Origin of the sequence: Chryseobacterium gossypii (assembly GCF_041361455.1) — a bacterium.
Lineage (GTDB): Bacteria > Bacteroidota > Bacteroidia > Flavobacteriales > Weeksellaceae > Chryseobacterium > Chryseobacterium gossypii.
In genome coordinates this window covers 1-22750 of the sequence record NZ_JBGCUR010000014.1, presented here as the reverse complement: position 1 = coordinate 22750, position 22750 = coordinate 1, and the positions used below count along the sequence as shown (strand labels likewise).

Annotated in this window: 25 protein-coding genes and 1 tRNA gene; 3 read left to right on the top strand and 23 right to left on the bottom strand. The window is 40.4% G+C overall.

The window, feature by feature from the left end; genetic code table 11:
- From nuoL to ABMQ40_RS09295, 15 genes are all read right to left on the bottom strand, one after another.
- On the bottom strand, window positions 1-1914 hold the full coding sequence (gene nuoL, locus ABMQ40_RS09365; protein WP_370898877.1) for an NADH-quinone oxidoreductase subunit L: 1914 nt from the start codon (window positions 1912-1914) through the stop codon (window positions 1-3).
- A 3-nt stretch (window positions 1915-1917) separates the two neighbouring features.
- Window positions 1918-2247, bottom strand: a complete 330-nt coding sequence (nuoK, locus tag ABMQ40_RS09360; protein ID WP_184191816.1) for an NADH-quinone oxidoreductase subunit NuoK — start codon at window positions 2245-2247, stop codon at window positions 1918-1920.
- Window positions 2248-2251: 4 nt separating this feature from the next.
- Window positions 2252-2749, bottom strand: coding sequence for an NADH-quinone oxidoreductase subunit J family protein (locus ABMQ40_RS09355; protein ID WP_370898875.1), 498 nt, complete (start codon window positions 2747-2749; stop codon window positions 2252-2254).
- Window positions 2749-3303 (bottom strand): NuoI/complex I 23 kDa subunit family protein, encoded by a 555-nt coding sequence (locus ABMQ40_RS09350; RefSeq protein ID WP_370898873.1) that lies wholly within the window; start codon window positions 3301-3303, stop codon window positions 2749-2751. Before ABMQ40_RS09350 ends, ABMQ40_RS09355 begins: the two co-directional genes overlap by 1 nt.
- A gap of 131 nt (window positions 3304-3434) precedes the next feature.
- A complete protein-coding gene (gene nuoH, locus ABMQ40_RS09345) occupies window positions 3435-4496 on the bottom strand; it encodes an NADH-quinone oxidoreductase subunit NuoH (protein WP_370898871.1) in 1062 nt (353 codons plus the stop codon).
- An 80-nt stretch (window positions 4497-4576) separates the two neighbouring features.
- Entirely contained in the window at window positions 4577-5575 is a 999-nt protein-coding gene (locus ABMQ40_RS09340) for an NADH-quinone oxidoreductase subunit G (protein ID WP_370898869.1), read from the bottom strand.
- Window positions 5576-5618: 43 nt separating this feature from the next.
- Window positions 5619-6422 carry a hypothetical protein gene (locus tag ABMQ40_RS09335; RefSeq protein ID WP_370898867.1) on the bottom strand — a complete coding sequence of 268 codons (804 nt, stop codon included), beginning with the start codon at window positions 6420-6422 and terminating at the stop codon, window positions 5619-5621.
- A 46-nt stretch (window positions 6423-6468) separates the two neighbouring features.
- Entirely contained in the window at window positions 6469-7821 is a 1353-nt protein-coding gene (gene nuoF / locus ABMQ40_RS09330; RefSeq protein ID WP_370898865.1) for an NADH-quinone oxidoreductase subunit NuoF, read from the bottom strand.
- 12 nt (window positions 7822-7833) lie between these two features.
- Window positions 7834-8343, bottom strand: a complete 510-nt coding sequence (locus ABMQ40_RS09325; protein WP_370898863.1) for an NADH-quinone oxidoreductase subunit NuoE family protein — start codon at window positions 8341-8343, stop codon at window positions 7834-7836.
- Window positions 8344-8457: 114 nt separating this feature from the next.
- Entirely contained in the window at window positions 8458-9681 is a 1224-nt protein-coding gene (gene nuoD, locus ABMQ40_RS09320; protein WP_370898861.1) for an NADH dehydrogenase (quinone) subunit D, read from the bottom strand.
- A 65-nt stretch (window positions 9682-9746) separates the two neighbouring features.
- Window positions 9747-10241 (bottom strand): NADH-quinone oxidoreductase subunit C, encoded by a 495-nt coding sequence (locus tag ABMQ40_RS09315; RefSeq protein ID WP_370898859.1) that lies wholly within the window; start codon window positions 10239-10241, stop codon window positions 9747-9749.
- Between the two features lie 6 nt (window positions 10242-10247).
- Window positions 10248-10808 (bottom strand): NADH-quinone oxidoreductase subunit B, encoded by a 561-nt coding sequence (locus ABMQ40_RS09310; RefSeq protein ID WP_370898857.1) that lies wholly within the window; start codon window positions 10806-10808, stop codon window positions 10248-10250.
- A 109-nt stretch (window positions 10809-10917) separates the two neighbouring features.
- Window positions 10918-11289, bottom strand: coding sequence for an NADH-quinone oxidoreductase subunit A (locus ABMQ40_RS09305; RefSeq protein WP_370898855.1), 372 nt, complete (start codon window positions 11287-11289; stop codon window positions 10918-10920).
- A 121-nt stretch (window positions 11290-11410) separates the two neighbouring features.
- On the bottom strand, window positions 11411-11587 hold the full coding sequence (locus ABMQ40_RS09300; protein ID WP_370898853.1) for a hypothetical protein: 177 nt from the start codon (window positions 11585-11587) through the stop codon (window positions 11411-11413).
- Window positions 11588-11666: 79 nt separating this feature from the next.
- Window positions 11667-12803: a GNAT family N-acetyltransferase gene (locus ABMQ40_RS09295; RefSeq protein WP_370898851.1), complete on the bottom strand. Its 1137-nt coding sequence runs from the start codon at window positions 12801-12803 to the stop codon at window positions 11667-11669.
- A gap of 107 nt (window positions 12804-12910) precedes the next feature.
- On the opposite strand from ABMQ40_RS09295, the gene ABMQ40_RS09290 reads away from it, so the two are divergent.
- Window positions 12911-13621, top strand: coding sequence for a zinc metallopeptidase (locus ABMQ40_RS09290; protein WP_370898849.1), 711 nt, complete (start codon window positions 12911-12913; stop codon window positions 13619-13621).
- 1 nt (window position 13622) lies between these two features.
- Here ABMQ40_RS09290 and ABMQ40_RS09285 read toward each other — a convergent pair whose 3' ends face one another.
- The 8 genes from ABMQ40_RS09285 to rbfA form a co-directional block, all read right to left on the bottom strand.
- A complete protein-coding gene (locus tag ABMQ40_RS09285; protein ID WP_503128619.1) occupies window positions 13623-14228 on the bottom strand; it encodes an IMPACT family protein in 606 nt (201 codons plus the stop codon).
- 106 nt (window positions 14229-14334) lie between these two features.
- Window positions 14335-14481 (bottom strand): hypothetical protein, encoded by a 147-nt coding sequence (locus tag ABMQ40_RS09280; protein WP_370898845.1) that lies wholly within the window; start codon window positions 14479-14481, stop codon window positions 14335-14337.
- Window positions 14482-14612: 131 nt separating this feature from the next.
- Window positions 14613-15638 carry a bifunctional diaminohydroxyphosphoribosylaminopyrimidine deaminase/5-amino-6-(5-phosphoribosylamino)uracil reductase RibD gene (gene ribD, locus ABMQ40_RS09275; protein WP_370898844.1) on the bottom strand — a complete coding sequence of 342 codons (1026 nt, stop codon included), beginning with the start codon at window positions 15636-15638 and terminating at the stop codon, window positions 14613-14615.
- A gap of 61 nt (window positions 15639-15699) precedes the next feature.
- Window positions 15700-17505 (bottom strand): DUF349 domain-containing protein, encoded by a 1806-nt coding sequence (locus ABMQ40_RS09270; protein WP_370898842.1) that lies wholly within the window; start codon window positions 17503-17505, stop codon window positions 15700-15702.
- Between the two features lie 73 nt (window positions 17506-17578).
- Window positions 17579-18316, bottom strand: a complete 738-nt coding sequence (locus ABMQ40_RS09265) for a shikimate dehydrogenase family protein (RefSeq protein ID WP_370898839.1) — start codon at window positions 18314-18316, stop codon at window positions 17579-17581.
- A 61-nt stretch (window positions 18317-18377) separates the two neighbouring features.
- A complete protein-coding gene (locus tag ABMQ40_RS09260) occupies window positions 18378-20156 on the bottom strand; it encodes an endonuclease (protein ID WP_370898837.1) in 1779 nt (592 codons plus the stop codon).
- A gap of 49 nt (window positions 20157-20205) precedes the next feature.
- A complete protein-coding gene (locus ABMQ40_RS09255; protein ID WP_370898835.1) occupies window positions 20206-21411 on the bottom strand; it encodes an ABC transporter permease in 1206 nt (401 codons plus the stop codon).
- Between the two features lie 2 nt (window positions 21412-21413).
- Window positions 21414-21773: a 30S ribosome-binding factor RbfA gene (gene rbfA / locus ABMQ40_RS09250; RefSeq protein ID WP_370898833.1), complete on the bottom strand. Its 360-nt coding sequence runs from the start codon at window positions 21771-21773 to the stop codon at window positions 21414-21416.
- A 90-nt stretch (window positions 21774-21863) separates the two neighbouring features.
- Here rbfA and mce point away from each other — a divergent pair, with 90 nt between their 5' ends.
- Together mce and ABMQ40_RS09240 are read left to right on the top strand one after the other, a co-directional pair.
- Window positions 21864-22262 (top strand): methylmalonyl-CoA epimerase, encoded by a 399-nt coding sequence (mce, locus tag ABMQ40_RS09245; protein ID WP_370898831.1) that lies wholly within the window; start codon window positions 21864-21866, stop codon window positions 22260-22262.
- A 62-nt stretch (window positions 22263-22324) separates the two neighbouring features.
- Window positions 22325-22398: transfer RNA gene (locus ABMQ40_RS09240), tRNA-Ile, on the top strand.
- The last annotated feature ends 352 nt before the right edge of the window (window positions 22399-22750 follow it).

The window sequence follows — 22750 nt, the reverse complement described above, 5'->3', positions numbered from 1 at the left end:
TTATTGTAATAAAAAGTTAACAATTAATATAATTCCCACAGCTAAAGACATGATAAGGATGTAATTTTCCACATTTCCGTTTTGGATGCGTTTCATGGACCTTCCGCTGTCTTCAGCACCATCACCCACAAAATCCACAAAGCGGTCCAATATACCCTTATCAAACATTTTTCCTCCGCGTCCTAATCCTTCAACAGTTTTTACAATAATCGCATTGTAAAGTTCGTCTACATATAATTTTCTGGCAGAAAGCTTTTCCCATCCCGTATAGTTTTCTTCTGCAACGGCTCTCTTCTTCTTGTTTACATACGTATTTTTAACGATGAACCATACGGCGAAGAACATGATCACCGTAGCTGCCAGAAGGATCATTTCAGTATTAAATTCAACTCCTGAAAGTGTTGCTTCCATTTGTTTGAAGCTCTCATCGGTAAGTACCGGCTTCAGCCATTCCATTAACCTGGCGTAATGTCCGTGGCCGATGAAGTGGGGAAGATTGATGAAACCTCCTATTACAGAAAGAATAGCCAGTACGATCAGTGGAAGTGTCATATTGGCCGGGCTTTCATGCAAATGATGTTTTTGCTCCTCGGTACCTCTGAACTCTCCGTGGAAAGTCAGATAATACAATCTGAACATGTATGTTGCCGTTACCGCAGCCAAAATAAATAACATTACCCAGTAAACAGGGTTTTTGGCAAAAGCGGCCACCAATATCTCGTCTTTGGAGATCATCCCGGAAAGCAAAGGAAATCCGGAAATAGCCAAAGTTCCGATAAGGAAGGTTGCGTGGGTAACCGGGATCACCTTTTTAAGGCCGCCCATGAATCGCATATCCTGCTCACCACTCATGGCATGAATCACAGAACCTGCACCCAGGAACAATAAAGCTTTAAAGAAAGCATGGGTCATTACATGGAACATAGCCGTTGTATAAGCGCCAAGGCCTAAAGCAATGAACATAAACCCAAGCTGGGAAACGGTAGAGTAGGCCAATACTTTTTTGATGTCATTCTGACGGAGCGCATAGAATCCGGCCAGAGCGGCAGTCAAGAATCCAATGAATAAAATTCCTCCCTGAACGGTAGGTGCCAGGGTAAATAAGAAATTGGATCTTACTACCAGATAAATACCTGCGGTAACCATTGTTGCTGCGTGGATGAGCGCTGATACGGGTGTAGGCCCGGCCATTGCGTCCGGTAGCCAGGTATATAAAGGAACCTGAGCGGATTTACCGGTGGCACCGATAAATAAGCTCGCTGTGATAAAAATGATCACGGTTCCGTCCAATTCAAATTTTGATGCATTCTGTGCTACAGAAATATAGTCTACGGCATTGGTCTGGGCAGCAATGGTAAAAATACCGATCAGCAAAGCCAGGTCACCAATTCTGTTCATAATGAAGGCTTTTCTTGCCGCCTTGCCATATTCTTCATTGGTATACCAGAATCCGATCAACAGGTAAGAGCAAAGCCCTACGCCTTCCCATCCGATAAACAGGATCAGGTAATTGCTTCCCATTACCAGGAGCAGCATGGAGAAGATAAAAAGGTTCAGGTAAGTGAAAAACTTGTAAAAACCTTTATCGTGGCTCATATATCCTATGGAGTACAGATGAATCAGAGACCCGATTCCGGTAATGATCATGATCATCATCAATGATAGCTGATCGATCTGGAATCCGAAATTGATCTGAACACCATTTACCCTGAACCATTCAAAAGCCTTTACGATTACGGGCTGGCTTTCAGAATCAAAATTCATAAAAAGGCTTACGGCAATACAGAAAGATCCGAAAACTACTGCCGTAGCGAGGCCACCCACCAATATTTTTGGAAGATTTTTCCCGAATAAACCGTTAATAAGAAACCCTAAAAGTGGTAAAAGTACTATTGCATACACTAAATTTTCCATTCCTTATCCTCTTAATTTATTAAATATACTTACATCTACAGAACGGGTATTTCTATACAGCATAGCAATAATTGCCAGACCTACTGCCACTTCTGCGGCAGCAACCACCATAATGAAGAAAACCAGAAGTTGTCCGTCACCGTTTCCTTTGTATGCCGAAAAGGCAGCCAATAAAAGGTTTACAGAATTCAGCATAAGCTCTACACAACCTAAAATTACAATAGCATTTTTTCTTAGCAGCACTCCTAAAACTCCCAGACAGAACAATACTGAAGAGAGGATGATAAAGTACTCCAAAGGGATGCTTTGTATAAATGTATTTACTTCTCCCATAATTTTATAGATCTTTTTTACCGATTAATACCGCACCTACAATACCTGCCAAAATGAGGATGGAAGCAAGTTCAAACGGTAAAACATATTCATTAAACAAAAGTCTTCCCAGATTCTTTGTAAGGCCAACACCACGGTCAACATTTTCAACAACGATGTGGTTTTCCTGTACGCCTCTGAATACTCCCAGAACCCCGATCAATAAAAGACCGGCCGTAAAAACCCCAACAAATTTTAAAGTATTGTTCTTCTTACTTTCGTCTCCCTTATTAAGGTTAAGCATCATCAGGATATACAGGAACAATACCATGATCGCTCCTGCATAAACTATAATCTGGATGATCGCCAGGAACTGTGCGTTTAAAAGGATATACATTCCGGCGATTGAAAACATCGTGACAATTAATGACAATATAGCATATAAAGGATTTCGTGCAAATACGAAATAAACGGCACTTGCAACTGCTAAAAACGCCACCAAGAAAAATAAAAACTGATCCATTATTTTACCGCATTTCTTTGTTTCTCGGATTGTCTAGCTGTGATATCAATCCTTTCGTTTATTTTCTCTACCAATTTATCTTTTCCATAGATAAAAGAGCCTCTGTTGGTCTCTACATCCACCAGTCTGTCCGTAAGATAGATGGCGGATTTAGGACAGGCTTCCTCACACATTCCGCAGAAAATGCATCTCAGCATATTGATCTCATATACTGCGGCATATTTTTCTTCCCTGTAAAGATGCTTTTCCTCTTTGGTTCTTTCAGCGGCGGTCATGGTAATGGCTTCTGCGGGACACGCCACGGCACACAGTCCGCAAGCCGTACATCTTTCCCTGCCTTCTTCATCTCTTTTCAGTACATGAAGGCCTCTCCATACCTTTGCCCGAGGCTTCTGAACCTCAGGATAGGAGTAAGTGGGCGGGCCTTTTACAATATTTTTTACAGCGTGCTTAAATGTAATCCCCATACCCTTGAATATCGCAGGCAGGTAGATTTTCTCAGCAAGGGTCATTTCTTTATTTGAAACAACTTTTGATCTGTTTGTAAGTTTCATTTAATTATAGATGTTAGATGTTAGACATTAGATTTAGACTAATCTTGTCTGTTATCTTAATTTTTTGCTATTTTATGTTTGAACAGGAAGCGGATCCGGTTTTACCTTTCGCTTCTCCTTTCATTCTCCAATCAATTTCCTACGGCCAAAATTACAGCTCCGGTAATCAAAAGATTTACCAATGCCATAGGAATTAAGGTTTTCCATCCTAAATGCATAAGCTGGTCGTATCTGAATCTTGGAAGCGTCCATCTGATCCACATAAAGATCAGGATTCCGATTATTGTCTTTAATAAAAATGCCACAATGCTCAGAATACCTGCGGTATTTTCACCCCAGTTTTGAGTTACCCATTCAATTCCCGGGTAATTGTATCCACCAAAGAAAAGAACAACCATGAATGCATTTGAAATAAACATATTCACATATTCCCCGAACATATACAGCCCCAGTTTCATTGAAGAATATTCAGTGGAATATCCGGTTACCAGCTCAGATTCACATTCCGGTAAATCGAAAGGATGCCTGTTGGTTTCAGCCAAAGCGGCTACGATGAATACAAGGAATGCGATGGGCTGATAGAAGATATTCCAGTTCATCCCGTCGATATGGATAAGCCCCCAAAGCTTTCCTGTGGCCTGATTTTCAGAAATCACCTTCAGATCCAGGCTTCCTGTCATCATGATGATAGAAAGCAGGGCCAATCCCATGGCCAGTTCGTAGGAGATCATCTGAGAAGAGGCACGGATAGCTCCGATTAACGAATATTTATTGTTGGATGCCCAGCCTCCGATCATAATTCCGTAAACCCCAATGGAAGCCATTCCGATGATATAAAGTACCCCCACGTCAATATTGGCTACCTGAAGGTCAAAAGAAGTGCCGCCGATATTTAAACTTTTACCCCATGGAATGACCGCTCCGGTGATCAGTGATATGAACATCACCAGCGCCGGCCCTAATACAAAGAGGAATTTTTCCGCATTGGCAGGAGTAAAGTCTTCCTTGAAAAAGAATTTACCACCATCAGCCAGTGGTTGTAGTATTGCGAATGGCCCGGCTCTGTTTGGCCCGATCCTGTCCTGCATAACGGCAGCCACTTTTCTTTCTGCCCAGGTAGAGTAGGCCGCTACTGTTAATGACAGCAGGAAAAGCGCTAATACAAGTATAAGTTTAAATATTATTAAATCCATTTTGTTATTATATTAGATATGAGAATCAGATATTAGCAAACGCGGTCTAATGTCTGAGATCTGATGTCTTTTAATTAAAATTATTTTTCGTCTTTTTCACTGATCTCCTTTGCCATCGGATTATCCAAAACCCTGAGCTCGTCTTTAGGCTTTTCATAATGATTCAGCGAGATCACCGAATGTCTGTCGATATGTCTAGGCCCTTCGATATTCCAGTACTTCAGATCTTTTCTGTGGAAACGGCAGGTATCGCAGATAAACTCTTCCACTTCGCCCCACTGGTCTTTTCTTGCGGTAACCCTGATGATTTCATCTCCCTTCATCCAAAGAACAGCTTTTCCTGAACATTTATCACAGTTGCAGGTAGCATTCATAGGATTTGTAAACCAGACCCTGCTGGCAAAGCGGGCTGTTCTGTCCGTTAAGGCTCCTACCGGGCAAACATCGATGATATTGCCTATGAAATCATTATCCAATGCTTTATTAAGATAAGTTGAGATCTCGGCATGATCCCCTCTGAACAAGATCCCGTGTTCCCTTTTCTCTGTGAGCTGATTTGCAGTAATGACACATCTTGCGCAAAGAATACAACGGTCCATATTCAGTTTGATGTTCGGACCAAGATCGTCTGCATCATAGGTGTTTCTTTCAAACTCAGTTCTCGTATTGGCAACGCCGTGCTCGTATCCCAGATCCTGAAGGTGGCATTCGCCGGCCTGATCACAGATAGGGCAATCCAAAGGGTGATTAACCAGCAGAAACTCGGTAACCGCTTTCCTGCCTTCCTGAGCTTTTTCGGAAGTAAGATTTTTCACTTCCATACCATCCATTACATTAGTTCGGCAGCTTGCCACTAATTTAGGCATAGGACGGGGATCCGCATCAGATCCTTTGGAAACTTCCACCAGGCAGGTTCTGCATCTTCCTCCGCTGGTTTCCAGCTTGCTGTAATAGCACATTGCAGGAGGAACAGATTTACCACCGATTTGTCTTGCCGCTTCCAGAATGGAAGTTCCGGGCAAAACTTCGGTAGTTTGTCCGTCTATAGTTATTTTGAATTTTTTAACCTCTTCGCTCATATTCTATGCTTTTTGCTTATGCTTTTAAAGCAACTAAGCTATTTTAATTATACTTTTTTGTATTAAATGTATATCCGATCCCAAATACAAGTTCACAAAACGTGAAATCCTGTATGGCCTTATCAATTTTTACATTCTCCTGGGTGGTCCTCACGCTCGGTAAATTGATGTATCCATACTTCAGGTCGGCTTTGGCAACAATGTGATTCCATAATACCACGTTAACACTTGTTCTTGCATCCAGACCGAATCCTGCCAGATGGAAATGATCACTTTCCGCTTTTCCCATCAGTGTAGCATCGGTTTTAGGGATCAAAACTCCGGTTCCTAAACCATAGCCCCAGAATATATCAAACTTATTCTTGTTAAGAATGTGTTGGTATTGCTGGATCCCAAAGTTAAGATAATTCAAACCGTTGGTATGCTCATATTTTAAAAACTCTCCGTCACTAAGATCTACTTTACCATTATGGACCATAGCGGCATATTTCGGGTCATTGATATAACCGTTGAAATCAACCACCTGGTTTTGATCCATTACATACTTCATATGATCTATTCCAAAGGAAAGTCCTAAATTATCCTTAATGAAGTAAGTGACATTATAGTTCACCTGTGGAATAGAAATCTTCGTAGGGTCTATATAATGATTAAAGTTCCGTATGGGAGTTGGCCTGTCATGTGCAGACACATTATTCAAGGTGAAATTATAATCCTGACCATAAAAATGAATGTCAGAATCAGAATACCAGCCTCTGTTCCATCCCCAAAATACCATTACTGAACCTTTTTTGAACGCTTCTCTTTGAGCCTTAACGCTCAAGGTTGCTGCTAATAAAAACAGCAATAAAAATTTTTTTTTCAATTTGACTTGTACTTTTTTAAACCAGGAACTACATTGAAGGCGCCGGAATAGGGTCGGCATAATGAGCCAAACCATAATTTTGTGTCAAGCACAATTCCGGATTTTTTACGTGCCACTCAAATTCATCCCTAAAATGACGTATCGCCGCAGCAACAGGCCAAGCTGCAGCATCCCCTAATGGACAAATGGTATTCCCCTCGATCTTTCTCTGGATATCCCAAAGCAGATCAATATCCTCCATTTTCCCCTGCCCGTTTTCAATTTTCTTTAAAATTTTGTACATCCAGCCAGTCCCCTCCCGGCAAGGCGTACATTGTCCGCAACTTTCGTGATTGTAAAATCTCGCCAAAGTCATGGTATGTTCTACGATACACTGATCTTCATCTAAAACGATGAATCCTCCTGAACCCATCATGGTTCCGGTTGCAAAACCACCGTCTGCTAAGGATTCATAATTCATATATCTTGGCTCACCATTTACGGTTTTGAGCAATAAATTGGCCGGTACGATAGGCACTGAGCTGCCTCCGGGGATACATGCTTTTAGCCTTTTCCCGTTCGGGATCCCTCCGCAGTATTCATCGGAATAGATGAACTCCTCAACGGTGATCGTCATATCAATTTCGTATACTCCCGGTTTGTTGATATTCCCGCAGGCAGAGATCAGTTTTGTCCCTGTAGATCTTCCAACCCCGATTTTAGCATATTCTGCACCTGAAATATCAATGATAGGAACTACCGCAGCGATGGATTCAACATTATTTACCACTGTAGGCCTTTCCCAAAGCCCTTTTACGGCAGGGAACGGTGGCTTTAATCTTGGATTTCCTCTTTTTCCTTCAAGGGATTCAAGCAGTGCGGTCTCTTCACCGCAGATATATGCCCCGGCACCTCTCTGGACGTAAATCTCCAGATCAAAACCGGTCCCCAGGATATTTTTTCCTAAAAATCCCGCAGCTTTGGCTTCGTCAATCGCCTGCTCCAGAATATCAGGGATCCATGAATATTCTCCACGAATGTAAATATAGGAGGTATTTGAACCTAAGCAATATGATGAAATGAGCATCCCCTCGATCAACAAATGGGGAATATATTCCATCAGGTATCTGTCTTTGAAAGTTCCCGGCTCAGATTCATCGGCATTTACCACAAGGTGTCTCGGGATTCCTTCAGGCTTGGCAAGGAAACTCCATTTCATTCCTGTCGGGAAACCTGCACCACCACGTCCTCGAAGTCCTGAAGTTTTTACTTCTTCCAGAATTTCGTCAGGTGTCATTTTCAAGGCTTTCTCAGCTGCTGTGTACCCTCCCTGTCTACGGTAGGTCTCAAAGTAGCGGATGCCCTCTATATGTGCGTCTTTAAGTAAAAGTTTTTTACTCATTGTATATTTTAATTAATCCAAAGCAATTTGTCCCTGTCTGCAAAGATCAAGGATCTCATCCACTTTTTCTATCGTTAAATTTTCATGAAAGAATTTTCCCAGCTGCATCATTGGTGCATATCCGCAGGCCCCAAGACATTCGGCAGGTTTTAAGGTAAACATGCCATCTTCCGTAGTTTCTCCGTCTTTAATGTTCAGCTTCGTTCTGATGTGGTTTAAGATCTTTTCGCTGCCACGAACCATGCAAGGCCCCGTTCGGCAGACCTCCAGAACGTATTTACCTACCGGCTTCATGTTGAACATCGTATAAAAAGTAGCTACTTCGTATACTTCAATCGGCTTGATATCCAGTAATCCGGCTACATAATCCATCACCGGAACATCCAGCCATCCTCCGAATTCTTTTTGTGCCAAATGCAATACCGGAATCAGGGCAGACTTTTGTCTTCCTTCAGGATATCTTGCGATAATTTTTTGTACCTGTTCTAAACTTTCCGGTTTAAAAGCTATTGTTTCGCTCATTTTTTATCTAAGATTAAAGACTAAAGAACAAAGAAAAAAGATTCTAAAGTTCATTATTCTAAATTCGTTTTATATTGGGTGATGAAAGTTTTATTCTTCCATCTTTTTTCTAAATTATGCGTCCAGTTCTCCCGCGATGATATTCATACTGCACATCGTTACGATCGCATCTGAAATTACAGATCCGGTGATCATTTCCGGGTATGCCTGGTAATAGATGAAGCATGGTCTTCTGAAATGCAGTCTGTAAGGGCTTCTTCCACCATCACTCACCAGGTAGAAACCTAATTCTCCGTTTCCTCCTTCTACAGCATGGTAAACTTCTCCTTTAGGAACATCGGTTTCTCCCATCACGATTTTGAAATGATAGATCAGGGCTTCCATTTTGCTGTATACATCAGCTTTTTCCGGCAGATAAAAATCCGGAACATCAGCATGGAAATCTCCTTCCGGAAGATTTTCGTAGGCCTGTTTGATGATTTTAATGGATTCCCAAACCTCCTGCTGACGAACCATGAAACGGTCGTAAGTATCTCCGGAGGTTCCTACAGGAATGATGAAATCAAAATCCTGGTAAGAAGAATACGGTTGCGCGACTCTCACGTCATAGTCTACTCCTGTGGCTCTTAAATTCGGGCCTGTAAATCCGTAACTTAAGGCTCTTTCAGCAGAAATAGCCCCTGCACCTATGGTTCTGTCCATGAAGATTCTGTTTCTCTCCAGAAGATTACAGAACTCCTGATATCTAGGCGGGAAGGTTTTCAGGAAATCCTTGATCAGCTCGTGGAATTTTGGAGTGAAATCTCTTTCAAAGCCTCCTATTCTTCCCATATTGGTAGTCATTCTGGCACCACAGATCTGCTCATACATGTCATAGATACGTTCTCTTTCTATGAACATATAGGTAAGACCGGTGATTGCTCCGGAGTCCATTCCTGTTACACCATTGCAGATCAGATGATCACCGATCCTTGCCAATTCCATAAGGATCACACGCATGTAATCTACACGTTTAGGAACTTCTATCCCGATAAGTTTCTCCACTGTCATATGCCAGCCTAAGTTGTTGATAGGAGCAGAACAGTAATTCATACGATCTGTAAGGGTAGTGATCTGAGCATAATTCCTTCTTTCAGAAATTTTTTCAAATGCTCTGTGGATATATCCTACCGTCTGTTCAGCATGAAGGATCCTTTCCCCATCCATTGTTAAGATATTCTGGAAAATCCCGTGAGTAGCGGGGTGGGTGGGTCCCAGATTGAGGGTATATAATTGTCCGTCAATCTGCTCCTTACTTTCGTACTGGTTAAGTATATTAGATAATGAGTTATCTTTCATAATATTTAGTAGATAATTGATAGTGATAATTGATATGGGATCAATTATCCATCATCATTTATATTTTATCTTCCGAACATGCTATCGTCCTTATCCGTTCTGGTGCCATCTTCAAGACGATATTCCTTCAGCATCGGGTGGTAGCCCAGATCTTCCATATTGAGGATAGGCCTCAGATCCGGATGGCCTTTAAATTTAATCCCGTAGAAATCATAGGTTTCCCTTTCCATCCAGTTGGCCCCGGCATATAAATCCACAAGAGAATCTACCTCAATATCATCTCTTGACATGAAAATTTTCAGACGGATACGGAAATTGGTCATCATATTATGCAGATGATAGATAACACCTATTTCCTTATCCGGGAATTCCGGGTAATGGATTCCGCAAATATCGGTAAGGAAGTTGATCTCGAGAGATGAATCTTTGAGGTAATGAACGATCTTTTTAAGATCTTCTTTTCTAACTTCAACAGTCAGCATTCCGTAAGGCTCCGAGCTGGCAATTACAGATTCCGGAAATTCTCTTATGATTGCTTCTAATACAAATTCGTTCGTCATTCCGTTTTAGTTGCTTATGTTGTAAGAATCCAATAGTTTCTGATATTCAGGCATATCTCTTCTTCTGATGCTTTCGCTTTCTGCTAGAGCCTGAACCTGCATTACTCCTTCAATGATCTGCTCAGGTCTCGGAGGACATCCGGGAACGTATACATCTACCGGAATGATCTTATCGATTCCCTGCAGTACGGAATAAGTATCAAAAATACCACCGCTGGAAGCGCAAGCTCCAACTGCAACCACCCATTTCGGCTCAGCCATCTGGGTGTAAACTTCTTTTAGGACAGGTCCTAATTTCTTGGATATAGTTCCGCAAACCATCAGCATATCTGCCTGTCTTGGTGAGAAAGAGTTCCTTTCCATACCAAATCTGGAAGCATCATACGTAGGGTTCAGGGTAGCCATAAACTCGATACCGCAACAAGAGGTGGCAAAGGGTAGTGGCCAAAGAGAATATTTTCTGGCCATCCCGATTACACTGCTCAGTTTCGTTGCGAAAAATCCTTCTCCTTCAAATCCTTCGGGAGCAGGTGCATCTGTTCTTATTACTGGTTTTTTATCTGACATCTTGAAGATGGTTAAATTTGATTTTAAATTTTAGATGTTAGCTTTTGAAAATTGATTTAATCCAAAATGCAGCATCCAAAATTTGTAATTTAAAATTGTTATAATTTCTTTATTTATCCCAATCTAATGCGCCGCGTTTCCAAACATAAAAGAAGGCTACAAAGAAAATGGCAACGAATGTAAGCACAGCAAGGAATCCCTGGATCCCAAATTCTCTGAAGTTTACAGCGTATGGATAAAAAAATACGATTTCAATATCAAAAAGTACAAACAACACTGCGGTTAGGAAATATTTAATCGAGAACGGTGTTCTTGCATTTCCTTCAACAGGAACCCCACATTCCCAGCTCTGGTTCTTTACAGAATTTCCTTTTTTCTGTTTCGGGCCTAAAAAGTGGGCGCCAAGCAATGAAACGGCTACAAAAGCAACAGCCACCCCAGCTTGTATAAGGATTGGAATATAACTTTCAGGTAAATTCATTTTTGCATTATTATCTCAATTTGCAAATTTACAGAATAAACAAGAAAGCATGAAATTTATCACCTTTAAAATATGATTAAATTGGGGAAAATGTATAATTTAGAATTAATAAAAATAACGCCTATTTCTTCATTTTTTTAAGGAGAGACAGGGCCATGAACGCAATATATCCAAAAAGGATACTTGCATACAGAATATTAATGACTGTATTGATCCTGTCATCCTCGATCCGAAAGAAGAAATTATAAACGATAAATCCTGCGATTAAAATGGCAAAAATGATTAATTGCGGTTTCATGCTGTAAAGATAGGAATAAGCGGGGAAAAAGGAATATGAGTAATGAATTATAACTATAACTTATAACTAAACTCGGCTTTTAATCGTTCCCACCTACTGTCAGTGAGTAAGTTCTTCTTCTCTTATGGTTTACAGGGTTGTAGTCCTGCCACAGAAGCTGAATGCTTTTATTTTCTTCCAGTTCCGGATTGGTTTCCAGAAATTTTACTCCCTTCTTCTTGAAGGTGTCAAAGATCTCCTTGAAAATGATGGAAGTAACACCCCTTCGCTGAAAGTCAGGATGTATCCCGATCAGGTAAAAATTGGCCCTGTCATTCTTTCTGCCGGCTTTCAGGAAATGCCACCACCCGAACGGAAGAAGCTTTCCTTTTGATTTCTGCAACGCTTTTGAGTAAGAAGGCATCGTGATGGCAAAGGAAATAAGATTATTGCCGGCATCCGTGATGCAGACAATGAAATCCTTGTCAATTAGTTTGAAATACTTTTCTTTGTATGTTCTGCGCTGCTCCTCGGAAATGGGAGTATAGGTGGAAAGATGCTTGTACGTCTCATCCAGGAGGTCGAACATGGGATCCACATATTGCAGGATTTCTTCCTTGGTTTTAAACTTTAAAACTTTAAGCTGGTATTTTTGTGTGATCAGCTCATTGAATTTAATGATCTTATCCGGTAATGATTCCGGGAATACGATTTCAAATTCTACCCACTCTTTTTCTTTTACCATTCCCAGCTTTTCGAGATGCTTAGGATAGTAATCATGATTGTAGATCCCGATCATGGTGGCCAGTTTATCAAAACCCATTATAAGCATTCCGGCTTTGTCAAGGTTGGTAAAACCCATGGGGCCTTCAATTTTGTCAATGTTTTTTTCTTTCGCGTATTCAATGGCTTTTTGGATCAGGGCCCGGGAAACCTCTTCGTCATCAATAAAATCTATCCATCCGAAGCGTACTTTTCTGATCCCTAATTCCTTTTCTTCTTTATGATTGATGATCACCGCGATTCTTCCGACAATTTTATTGTCTTTAAAGGCAAGGAACTGCTTTGATTCTGAATATTGTAATGCCGGATTCTCGGCAGGATTCCAAATATTGATTTCATCATTTATGAAAGAAGGAACATAGTATGGATTGTTTTTGTATAAATCCATCGGAAGCTTTACAAACTGTTTTAACTGATCAGCTGTTCTTACTTCAATAACTGAAACTTTTGACATGTCTTTATGAGGGTAATTAGGGAGCAAATATAAATAATTAAATATTATACTTTGGCACAGTTTTTACATCATAAGGTTAAAAATATACACTAAAATTTTCAGTAAAAATGACAGGTTATTATATCATAATTATTATTTCGATGCTGGCCAGCTGGTATGTTTCATGGAGGTTGAAATCGAAATTTGAATATTATTCCAATGTCCATCTTAAAAATGGACTTTCCGGAAAAGAAGTTGCGGAAAAAATGTTGAGAGATAACGGTATTAACGATGTTCAGGTGATCTCGGTTCCGGGACAGCTGACGGATCATTATAATCCCGCAGATAAAACTGTAAACTTATCAGAAGGGGTCTATATGCAAAGGAATGCTGCGGCTGCGGCAGTAGCCGCCCATGAATGTGGCCATGCCGTGCAACATGCCGTAGGCTATTCGATGTTACAGCTTCGTTCCAAACTGGTTCCGGTTGTGAATATAAGCTCCAACCTGATGCAGTTTGTGATCCTGGCAGGGCTCGCCGTAATGGCAGCAACCAGGACTATTGAGGATCCTAACGGGAATACGACGGTTTTAGCGATAGGGGTGGCTATGTTTGCCGTGACAACACTTTTTGCCTTTATCACTCTTCCTGTGGAATATGATGCAAGCAACAGGGCTATGAAATGGCTGAAAGATACAGGTACCGTGACTACGGAAGAGTATGCAGGGGTAAAGGATAGCCTGAAATGGGCAGCAAGAACTTACGTGGTAGCGGCTATCGGTTCACTGGCCCAGCTCCTTTATTGGGGCTCCTTATTATTGGGCGGAAGAAGAGATTGATCTAATCTTTAAATTCAAAAGAAATATGCTGCATCTCGGATAATTTTTCCGAGATGCTTTCTTTTTGAGCAGTTCGTAAAGATGCCGACAGAACACAATTCTCATCAGCATCGAAATTCAGTACCCTGGCATCAAATTTAGACAACAGGGTGAAGATCGTGTTTTGTTGATTGAAACTGAACCGTATCTCTATTTTTGTTTCCAATTCTTTGGTGATGATATGGGCTTCCTCCAGCGTGATTTTGGCAGATTCCTTATATGCTTTTACCAATCCGGAAACGCCTAATTTGGTTCCGCCGTAATATCGGACGACAATAAGTAACACATTGGTGATATCATTGGCCAGCAGTTGATTATAAATGGGCAGCCCTGCACTTCCGGATGGTTCCCCGTCATCATTGGCCCGGTAATTTTCCCCATGTAAGCCCATTCTGAAAGCATAACAATGATGGGTGGCCTTAGGATGTTCCATCCTGACTTTTTCCAAAGCATTCTTAAGCTCTTCATCATTATGCACAGGATAGGCAAAACCTATGAATTTGCTTCCTTTTTCTTTTAGTAATGTATTTTCTACAGGTTTTTCTATGGTTTTATATTCGAAGGTCACTGTTACGGCTTTATATCTGCAAAAATACGTTTTACGATTCATTAACCATATCTGGTTGAAATAAAAAAAGAGCCCGAAAGCTCTTTACTGTTTTACCAATATGTTTTTAAATCTGCTCGACGCCACCGCATGCAAAAGCGGAGCATCTTCCAAATTGATTCATGCATAGCGGCCACGGACAGCCGTCTTCTACCCACGGAGCTTTTACAGCACCGGAAATTTTCTTCAGATCTTCTCTTGTCAGAGTTTTCATTTTCTTTGAATTTTTCATAGTATTTTAGTATTTAGTTTAGATATTTTAAAACCTTTGTTGATGTTCTAAAATATATACTAAATTAATAAAAATATTTAAAAATTCTGATAAGGCCGGGAAAATTTTTAGTTTTATGAATTGGCTATATAAAAGGCGATGGAATTATCCCTGAAATCTTCGGTCTTAAAGATCTTATGATCCAGTTCAGGCGCTTTTGTACCGTTCCCAAGTTTCAGATCCTTATTTTTTATCACAATGGCTTCATCCCACAGGCCCTCATTGATGAATTGCTGTAAGGTAAAACTTCCTCCTTCAATAATTACGGATTGTATCTGCTCCCTGTATAAAGCATCCATTAAGTCCGGCAGAAAATTGTCCTTTTCGATCCTGATGAACCGGATATTATTTTTAGTTCCTTCTTTAATGCTATTAAAGACCAAGGTAGTTGATGCTTCATTATAAATGGTGAAGTCCTGAGGGACTTTTAAGTCAAAATCGATCAAAATCCTTACGGGATTTGTCCCCTGAACATTTCTTACGGTAAGGCCCGGATTATCATTCAGGGCGGTTTGTGTGCCTACCAGAATGGCATGTTCATCCGCCCTTAGCTGGTGAACAAACTGATTGACCAGGGGATTTGAGATTTGAACGGGCCTGAAATCTTTGTCTATAAATCCGTCTCCGGATTCCGCCCACTTCAGCAGGATATAAGGCCTTTTCTTTTCATGATAGGTAAAGAATCTTTTATTCAGCTCGATGCACTCTTTTTCCAGAATGCCTGAAACAACTTCAATCCCCGCATCCTGAATGATTTTTTTTCCTTTTCCGTTTACCTTATCATGAGAATCCATGGCACCGATAACTACTTTTTTGAATCCCAGTTCTTTGATTTTTAAGGCGCAAGGCGGGGTTTTTCCATAATGTGCGCAGGGCTCCAGTGAGACATAAATGGTAGACTCGGGGATCAATGATTTATCCTTTACATTGTTGATGGCATTGATCTCCGCATGGTTTTCCCCGGCTTTATGGTGGTATCCTTCACCGATGATTTTTCCGTTATGAACGATCACGCTTCCTACTAGAGGGTTAGGATAGGTTTTGCCTAAAGCTTTTTGGGCCAGCTCGATACATCTTTTTATATATAATTCGTCTTGCATACTGAAAGAAAAAAGCGAAGCCAAATTTCTTTGCTCCGCCCTTTAAAGGTTCTTAAATTATTTATTCTCCAGAGATAATGCTGTGAAGATTTTGTTTTAATGCTTCAAGATGAGCTTTTTTGTCATCAATGGTATTGTAGGTATCTCTCAACAGAGGATTTTCTCTTGACGGATTGTTGAAAAAGGCCAGGTTATTTTCCAGTTTTACAATTTCGGCCTCTAAATCAGAGATCTGACTCTTGATCTTTCTCGCTTTGTCTGTAAGCTGGTTTTCCGATAAGCCTTCTTCTTTCAGCTCAAGTTCATTGATCTTGTTCAGCTTTAGTTTTTCCCTCAGGGTCTTGTTGAACTCGGAGTTGATGGAAATTTTGTCTCTGGGAACTTTTCCGATATTATTCCATGCAGTTTTTATGGCCTCGATCCTTTCTATGCTTCCTTCTTCATCGGTAACCGTTTTCAGCTCGTCAAGAAGTGCTTTTTTCTGCTTATAATTCTCTTTCCAGTTATCAGTGGATACATTGCTTTTCTCCCTGTAATTATTAAAAAAGGCATTGCAGGCATCCCGGAATTCATCCCAGATTTTATTGGTCATGCTTTTCGGAACATGCCCGATTTTTTTCCAGTCTTCCTGTAATTTTTTGAACAGGGGAACAGCGATATCCCAGTCCTCATTATTCATATTGTCCTTTGCTGTCTGGATAAGCTTCAGTTTCTCTTCAAGATTGGTCTGTTGAGACCCTTTTAAGGATTTATAATAACTGTTCTTAGTGGTATTGAAAGCTCTGAGGGTTGTTTTAAAATCATTCCAGTTCTGGTTAGACAGCTTTCTGGGAACACTTCCGGTTTTTAAGAATTCTGAACGCAGATCTTCAACTCTTCTGATTGCATTTTGCCAATAATTATGGTTGGGTGTTTCAGAAGGTTCTGTGAGCTTTTTAATTTCGGCAATGATCTGATTCTTCTTTTCAAGGTTGGCATTTTGCTCAGCCTCTATCGCTGCGGAAAGTTCAGATTTTCTTTCATGGATTTTGTTGGAGATCTCCTTAAACTCTTCCCAGGTCTTTTCACGAAATTCTTCTGCAACGGGTTCTGCCTCTTCCTTCCACAGCTTATGAAGATACTGCAGCTCATTCAAAGCTTTCTGAATAACAGGCTCATTTTCCAGCTCTTTAGCCCTGGCAATGATATGGTATCTTTTTTCAAGGTTGTGGCTGTATTCCTGCTCCAGGAATTCCTTGTTTAAATCCAGCATCTGATAGAATTGGTTCAGATGATGGAAATAGTTGTTGTTAAGGATCTTAAATTCGGATTTTGCAACCTGTCCGGCCTTTGACCAGTCTTCTTTTATCTCACGGATGGATTTGAAGAGGTTGGTTCCCGGTTCAGAATTGGTATAAAGATTTTTAAGCCTCTCGATGATGTTTTGGCGGTGTTCCAGGTTTTTTCTCTGTTCTTCTTCCTGACTTTTCTGGAAAGCCTCGTGCTTCTCTTTAAAGATATTGACCAATGCGGAAAGCCTGGCCTGTGAAGGGTGCTCATAGCTGAAGTTCTCAGGAGGGTTTCCGGCTTCTACATACTCATGCTTTTTGTCTTCCACCTCATCATGGATGTGATGACTTGCTTTTTCCTTCAGTTGATTGAATTTTTTAAAATTCTCACCCGCATTAGGAGCATTAATGATCTTTTCCATTTCCTTTAAAGCATCAGCCAGGGAAATGTCATTATTTATCACTTCATCCTCTAGATGTTCGGCATCTTCTTCCTGCGGATTATCATGAGGAACGGCCTTTTCTGATGTTTCCTTTTGAGATTCTTCGGTAGAATTTTTCTTTTCTTCGTTTTCAGAAAGGTTGTTTTCTGTAGTCATAGCAAATCTTTTATGTGAGTGGCGTTAATATCTTTTAAATATAGCAAAATGCCAATTAAAGTACTAATTTATGTCAATTTTTTTGAAAATTCCAAATTTCCCAAGCTTTTTCTGCTTGCTGTTCAAACATATAATAACCGTTTGCAGTTTTCGCTCCTTTTTTTGAAGCATTAATAATGAATTGTGTATAGTTTGGGTTATAGATCAGGTCAATGATCAGATGTTCCGGGGTAATTCCCTCAAAAGGAAAATCAAGACAATCTTCCACATTCGGGAATGTTCCCACCGGGGTGCATTGAACGATGATCTTATGATCCAGAACGGTTTTTTTATCCAGGTTCTCAAAATTGATCTCAGAATTTCTCGAAACTGTTTCTGAAGGGATGCCATTTTTATCCAGAACGTATTTTACAGCTTTTGCGGCGCCTCCCTTTCCCAAAATCAAAGCCGAATCCTGGTGGGGCTTTTTATGAAGGAGCAAAGTTTTCTCGAAGCCAAAAGCATCGGTGTTATATCCTGTTTTTTTACCGTTTTGAATCAAAACGCAGTTGACAGCTCCTATTTTCCCGGCTTCATCACTCAGCTCATCAAGGTAATCAATGATCTTCTCTTTATAAGGGATGGTAACATTGAAGCCCAGGAGCCCGGGTGTGGAAAAAAGATCTTCAACTTCGGCAATTTCATTCAGGTCAAAAATGTTATAGGAAAAGTCCTTAAGCATTAGCTTTTGGAACTTGTCATCAAAAAATTTTTTTGAGAAGGAATATGAAATATTTCTTCCTATCAAACCTAGTTTTTTATTGGAATCCATGTATCAAAAATAAAAAAAAGACCGAATAAATCGATCTTTAATGTAAAATATTTTTAAAGTTTTATTCTACGATGAACTTTGTGGAGAATCTGTCGGTGTTAAGGATATAAGTTCCTTTGATAAGCCCTTTAAGATTGATTTTATTGGATGTTTTAAAAGGGTTTGTAATCGTTTCGATCAGTTTTCCGGACAGGTCATAAATTTCAGCTTTTGGTATGTTGCCCAGGTTTTCACCTTTTACGGAAATCTCGTTGTTTCGGACCGGATTCGGGTAAATGCTAAAGGCTTTTGTTTTTGTGGTTTCAGCGGTTCCCAGGGTGCTGCTGTAGCATGTCCAACTGAGGTCATCAATAGCCACCCTGTTGCCAGATGTAGGGTTGATCAATTTGATTACGATATTTCCGCTGATATTGATATTGCTGATTGTTACCGTATTGACATTAAAGTCATAAGGCACGGTCCCCACAACGGAGCCGTTGATCTCAAGGTTCAGGTGGCTTGGAGTCCCTGAAGTGAATTTCATCTGGGTTGTTAAGGTCAGGCTTTGAATACCTCCTGAAATTGCTGAGCTGGTAAGATTTCCGTTTCTTATGGTTATGGCTTTTCCGTTAATTGTCAGGTCAGTTCTGGCGTCAGTTGCCGTCCAGGTAATATTATTGTTTGTCCATGATCTGTTTCCATAAGAGTTCTGAATGACGGTGATGCTCTCAAAATCTTCTGCACCACAGCTTCCGCCTACCTGTCCTGCGAGGGTTGTTCCCGAAACGGTGTTGCTTTGCGGGGAAGCGTTTCCTGCGGCATCCTTAGCGATCACATAAAAGCTGTATGTTGTAGACGGTGCTAACCCGGAAACGGTTGCCGTAGTCCCGGGAACAGTTGTATAGAAAGTTCCGTTGACATAGACGTCATAACCGCTAATCCCGATATTGTCTGTAGCGACAGTCCAGCTTAGAGAAATGGAGTTGGATGTGGCACCAGTAGATATCAGATTGGTAGCTGCGGTGGGTGCTTCGGTATCTACCACCGGTGCTCCCCACACCAGGGTAACGTATTCCGGATGATCAATATAAGGGTTTCTGTTTCCCTGATATAGATACGATGCGTTATTTCTGGCGATCTCCTCAGGGGACACGGGATCAAGCGTATTCCACTCAAGCAGCTGATTGAGTTCCCATTGCTGTAAACCCGGAAAGGAAGAGCCTCCAAGCATATATCCTGTTCCAAAGCCAGATAATTGGGATTCATACCTTGTCACGAAATAGAAGATCATCCTGGCTATATCGCCTTTAAAAGCATCGATCGGCTCAAAAACGGTTCCCGTATATCCGGGAGAAATGGAATTTCCAAGCTTTGATCCGTTCAGTGAGGTGAATGTTGGGGTTCCGACTTTACCGTAAGGGTAGTTGGATCTCATTCCGTTCACCTTACCATCTGTAGGTCTGATGAAATGGATGTCTGCCACCATCGGAGAATTGCTGTTGAACAGGCTCTGGGGTACAATATGTTCCCTGTTATAGCAGTCGCCTTCGTTACTGTAATTCCCACACTGATTGTTTCCGGGAGTAAAATTATAAGGATCTGCCCCGGCCGGGTTTTCGGAATACATATCTAAAACGGTCCCGTCATTTTCATAAAAGTTGTCTACGTCCGTTGTCAGGTAGCCGTTCCACAATCCGCCATAGCCATGGTCGATATGTCCATTGGTGATGATCTGTTTCAGTTTCGTTTTCAGGGCTGCACCTGTAAGGCCTGCCGTTCCGTCATAATATCCCGCAGGGATCTGGGCAAATACATCAAAACATGTAAAGCTTAGTAAAATAATAAGTAAAATTCGCTTCATTTTAAAAAAATTGGGCGATAAAGGTAAAAAAAAATGAAAATGAGCAGTGTTAATTTTTAGTAATATATTCCTTGCTTATTTTTGAGAAAAACCATGAAATGGCAAGCCCGAAAACAGAAGCGGTGAGGGCAACAATAAGGTAGTTTTTACCTACGATTCTTACCGGGAACGGCAATGTTTCATTAGCTTTGAAAAATTCAGTGTATTGCTGGAAATAGCATAATGCCGTTCCCAGGATAAGTCCCGAAATGATCCCGGAGGTCACAATTAAAACTCCTGTATAGAAATATATTTTTCTCAGCTGGCTTAAAGGCAGCCCTAAGGAGATGAGGGATCTTGCCTGTTCTTTTTTGTCAAGCTGCAGGATAATGATCGCACCGGCCAGGTTGAAAGTGGTAATGAAGATGACCAGGGCAAAGATCAGATAGATGAATAATTTTTCGGTATTGATCATTTTCCAGAAAGCGGCATTTTCTTCTTCTTTGGTTTTTATTTCAACATTTTTTCCCAATGAGGTCAGAAGCTGTTGCTTTACATTATCCGCATTTTCCGGATTATTTAGTTTAATGACAATCTGGTAGGCTGATTTCCTGGGAAGGTTCAGCAGCTCTTCCGTAAGCTCGATGGGAGCGATGATATAGTTGTCTAACTGATCTTTTCCCGGAAATATTCCTGTAACAAGAATATCCTTTTTATTGTAGATGTCTTCTTCTTTATTGATGATCCCCGTACCTGGTTTAGGCATGAAAACCGTTGCGAAACCCTTATCTGAAGCTACCGGAATCGATAAACGGTTATCCAGGGAATTTTCCATTAAAACTTCATTGGAATATTCAAAGCCGGGATATGCTCCGTAAAAAACATCCTTGTCAATAGGGTTTACCCTTATATATGCAGAGTCTACTCCTCTCAGATAAGCGATATCCCCTTTTCCGTTGTAGCTGATGTATACTTTTTCTTCAATAACGCGGGAAAAGCTGCTGATCTCTTTATTGCTTTTTAAAACAGCAGCTATTTTATTGAAATCCTTTAATGTTTTTCCTGAGGTGCTTTTAATGGTGAGATCGGCATGAAGGTTGGAAATTAATTCCTTATTTAAATCTTCAAGGCCTGAAAAGACGGAAATAATGACAAACATTGCCGTGACGGCCACCGTCATTGCCCCAACGGCCAGCCACGTAATAAAGGTGACGGCAGTACTACCTTTTTTAGCTAAAAGGTATCTTGATGCTATGTAAAATGCAATGTTTTCCAAAGTTATAAAACAGGATTATCGCCTTCGCCTCTTAGTTCTCTGTCAAGTTTTTCCACATCGTCAAGGGTAGTATCCAGGTAAAAGTTAAGCTGAGGGATCACACGGACCTGCTTGGCCATCTTCTGGCCGAGAAAGTTTCTGTACTGGGCCTTGTTTTCTTCAATCTCCTTCATAATGGCAGAACGGAATTCCTGAGGAAAAATACTCAGATAAATTTTAGCAATTCCTAAATCGGCAGTAACCTTTACATCCGAAACAGTTATTAAAATACTTTGTTTGCTGTCTGCGGCCTGTTTGCGGAAAAGTTCCGCAAAATCTTCCTGTATAATCTGTGCTACTTTTCTTTGTCTGTTACTTTCCATAAGTTCTGCAAATTTAGTACTTTTGTTTGAATTGCTATTTGAAATTTGAGTCTGGTATCAAATTTATGAATTAATTATATTTTTTTATTTATGAAGTTAGAACATATCGGCATTGCCGTGAAATCTTTGGGGATTTCCGATGAACTTTTTACGAAGCTTTTGGGAAAGGAATCCTATAAAAAGGAAACCGTGGAAAGAGAAGGGGTAGTCACCTCATTCTACGCAACCGGGGAAAGCAAAATAGAACTGTTGGAGGCCAGTAATCCTGAGAGCGCCATTTCAAAATTTATAGATAAGAAAGGCGAAGGTATTCATCATCTGGCTTTTGGGGTGGAAAATATTTCTGAAGAGATAGAACGATTAAAAAAAGAAGGCTTCCAGTTTATTTCCGAAGATCCGAAAGAAGGTGCTGATAACAAACTGGTTGTATTCCTCCATCCTAAATCTACGAATGGAGTGCTGGTAGAACTTTGTCAAGAAAAGCGATAAAAAATTTTGTAGTGAAATAAATTTTGCTATTTTTGCAGTCACAAAATTCAACCAAATTTTGAGGTCCTATAGCTCAGTTGGTTAGAGCACCTGACTCATAATCAGGTGGTCCCTGGTTCGAGCCCAGGTGGGACCACATACAACTGAAAACAGTTAAAAACAACTGAACACAGTTAAACGTAAAATCCTTGTATTCATAAGTAATACGAGGTTTTTTTGTATATTTACTTTTAAGATTGTCCAATTATATTAGTGTCTCTTTTAGTGTCCCTAAATGTAATTATTATGAAAATTAATTTCTATTTAAAAGAACCTGACTCGACAAAAGAGTCACTAATCTTTGTTACTGTTAGTCTAAATGGAAAAGGTCAAAAATTTCCACTACACAAAAAATCAACCCGAAATATTGGAATGTAAATAATCAGAGAATTTGAATTGGTACTTATTTAAACAATGGATTAAATAGTTTAAACTATGCAAAAAAGGAT

Coding starts and splice junctions, on each gene's coding strand:
- ABMQ40_RS09290 (WP_370898849.1), top strand. CDS start 12,911: ATGACAGGTTATTATATCATAATTATTATTTCGATGCTGGCCAGCTGG.
- ABMQ40_RS09265 (WP_370898839.1), bottom strand. CDS start 18,316: ATGGATTCCAATAAAAAACTAGGTTTGATAGGAAGAAATATTTCATAT.
- ribD (WP_370898844.1), bottom strand. CDS start 15,638: ATGCAAGACGAATTATATATAAAAAGATGTATCGAGCTGGCCCAAAAA.
- ABMQ40_RS09260 (WP_370898837.1), bottom strand. CDS start 20,156: ATGAAGCGAATTTTACTTATTATTTTACTAAGCTTTACATGTTTTGAT.
- mce (WP_370898831.1), top strand. CDS start 21,864: ATGAAGTTAGAACATATCGGCATTGCCGTGAAATCTTTGGGGATTTCC.
- ABMQ40_RS09270 (WP_370898842.1), bottom strand. CDS start 17,505: ATGACTACAGAAAACAACCTTTCTGAAAACGAAGAAAAGAAAAATTCT.
- nuoH (WP_370898871.1), bottom strand. CDS start 4,496: ATGGATTTAATAATATTTAAACTTATACTTGTATTAGCGCTTTTCCTG.
- ABMQ40_RS09340 (WP_370898869.1), bottom strand. CDS start 5,575: ATGAGCGAAGAGGTTAAAAAATTCAAAATAACTATAGACGGACAAACT.
- ABMQ40_RS09355 (WP_370898875.1), bottom strand. CDS start 2,749: ATGGATCAGTTTTTATTTTTCTTGGTGGCGTTTTTAGCAGTTGCAAGT.
- rbfA (WP_370898833.1), bottom strand. CDS start 21,773: ATGGAAAGTAACAGACAAAGAAAAGTAGCACAGATTATACAGGAAGAT.
- nuoD (WP_370898861.1), bottom strand. CDS start 9,681: ATGAAAGATAACTCATTATCTAATATACTTAACCAGTACGAAAGTAAG.
- ABMQ40_RS09325 (WP_370898863.1), bottom strand. CDS start 8,343: ATGAGCGAAACAATAGCTTTTAAACCGGAAAGTTTAGAACAGGTACAA.
- nuoF (WP_370898865.1), bottom strand. CDS start 7,821: ATGAGTAAAAAACTTTTACTTAAAGACGCACATATAGAGGGCATCCGC.
- ABMQ40_RS09280 (WP_370898845.1), bottom strand. CDS start 14,481: ATGAAAACTCTGACAAGAGAAGATCTGAAGAAAATTTCCGGTGCTGTA.
- nuoL (WP_370898877.1), bottom strand. CDS start 1,914: ATGGAAAATTTAGTGTATGCAATAGTACTTTTACCACTTTTAGGGTTT.
- ABMQ40_RS09300 (WP_370898853.1), bottom strand. CDS start 11,587: ATGAAACCGCAATTAATCATTTTTGCCATTTTAATCGCAGGATTTATC.
- ABMQ40_RS09295 (WP_370898851.1), bottom strand. CDS start 12,803: ATGTCAAAAGTTTCAGTTATTGAAGTAAGAACAGCTGATCAGTTAAAA.
- ABMQ40_RS09305 (WP_370898855.1), bottom strand. CDS start 11,289: ATGAATTTACCTGAAAGTTATATTCCAATCCTTATACAAGCTGGGGTG.
- ABMQ40_RS09315 (WP_370898859.1), bottom strand. CDS start 10,241: ATGACGAACGAATTTGTATTAGAAGCAATCATAAGAGAATTTCCGGAA.
- ABMQ40_RS09310 (WP_370898857.1), bottom strand. CDS start 10,808: ATGTCAGATAAAAAACCAGTAATAAGAACAGATGCACCTGCTCCCGAA.
- nuoK (WP_184191816.1), bottom strand. CDS start 2,247: ATGGGAGAAGTAAATACATTTATACAAAGCATCCCTTTGGAGTACTTT.
- ABMQ40_RS09350 (WP_370898873.1), bottom strand. CDS start 3,303: ATGAAACTTACAAACAGATCAAAAGTTGTTTCAAATAAAGAAATGACC.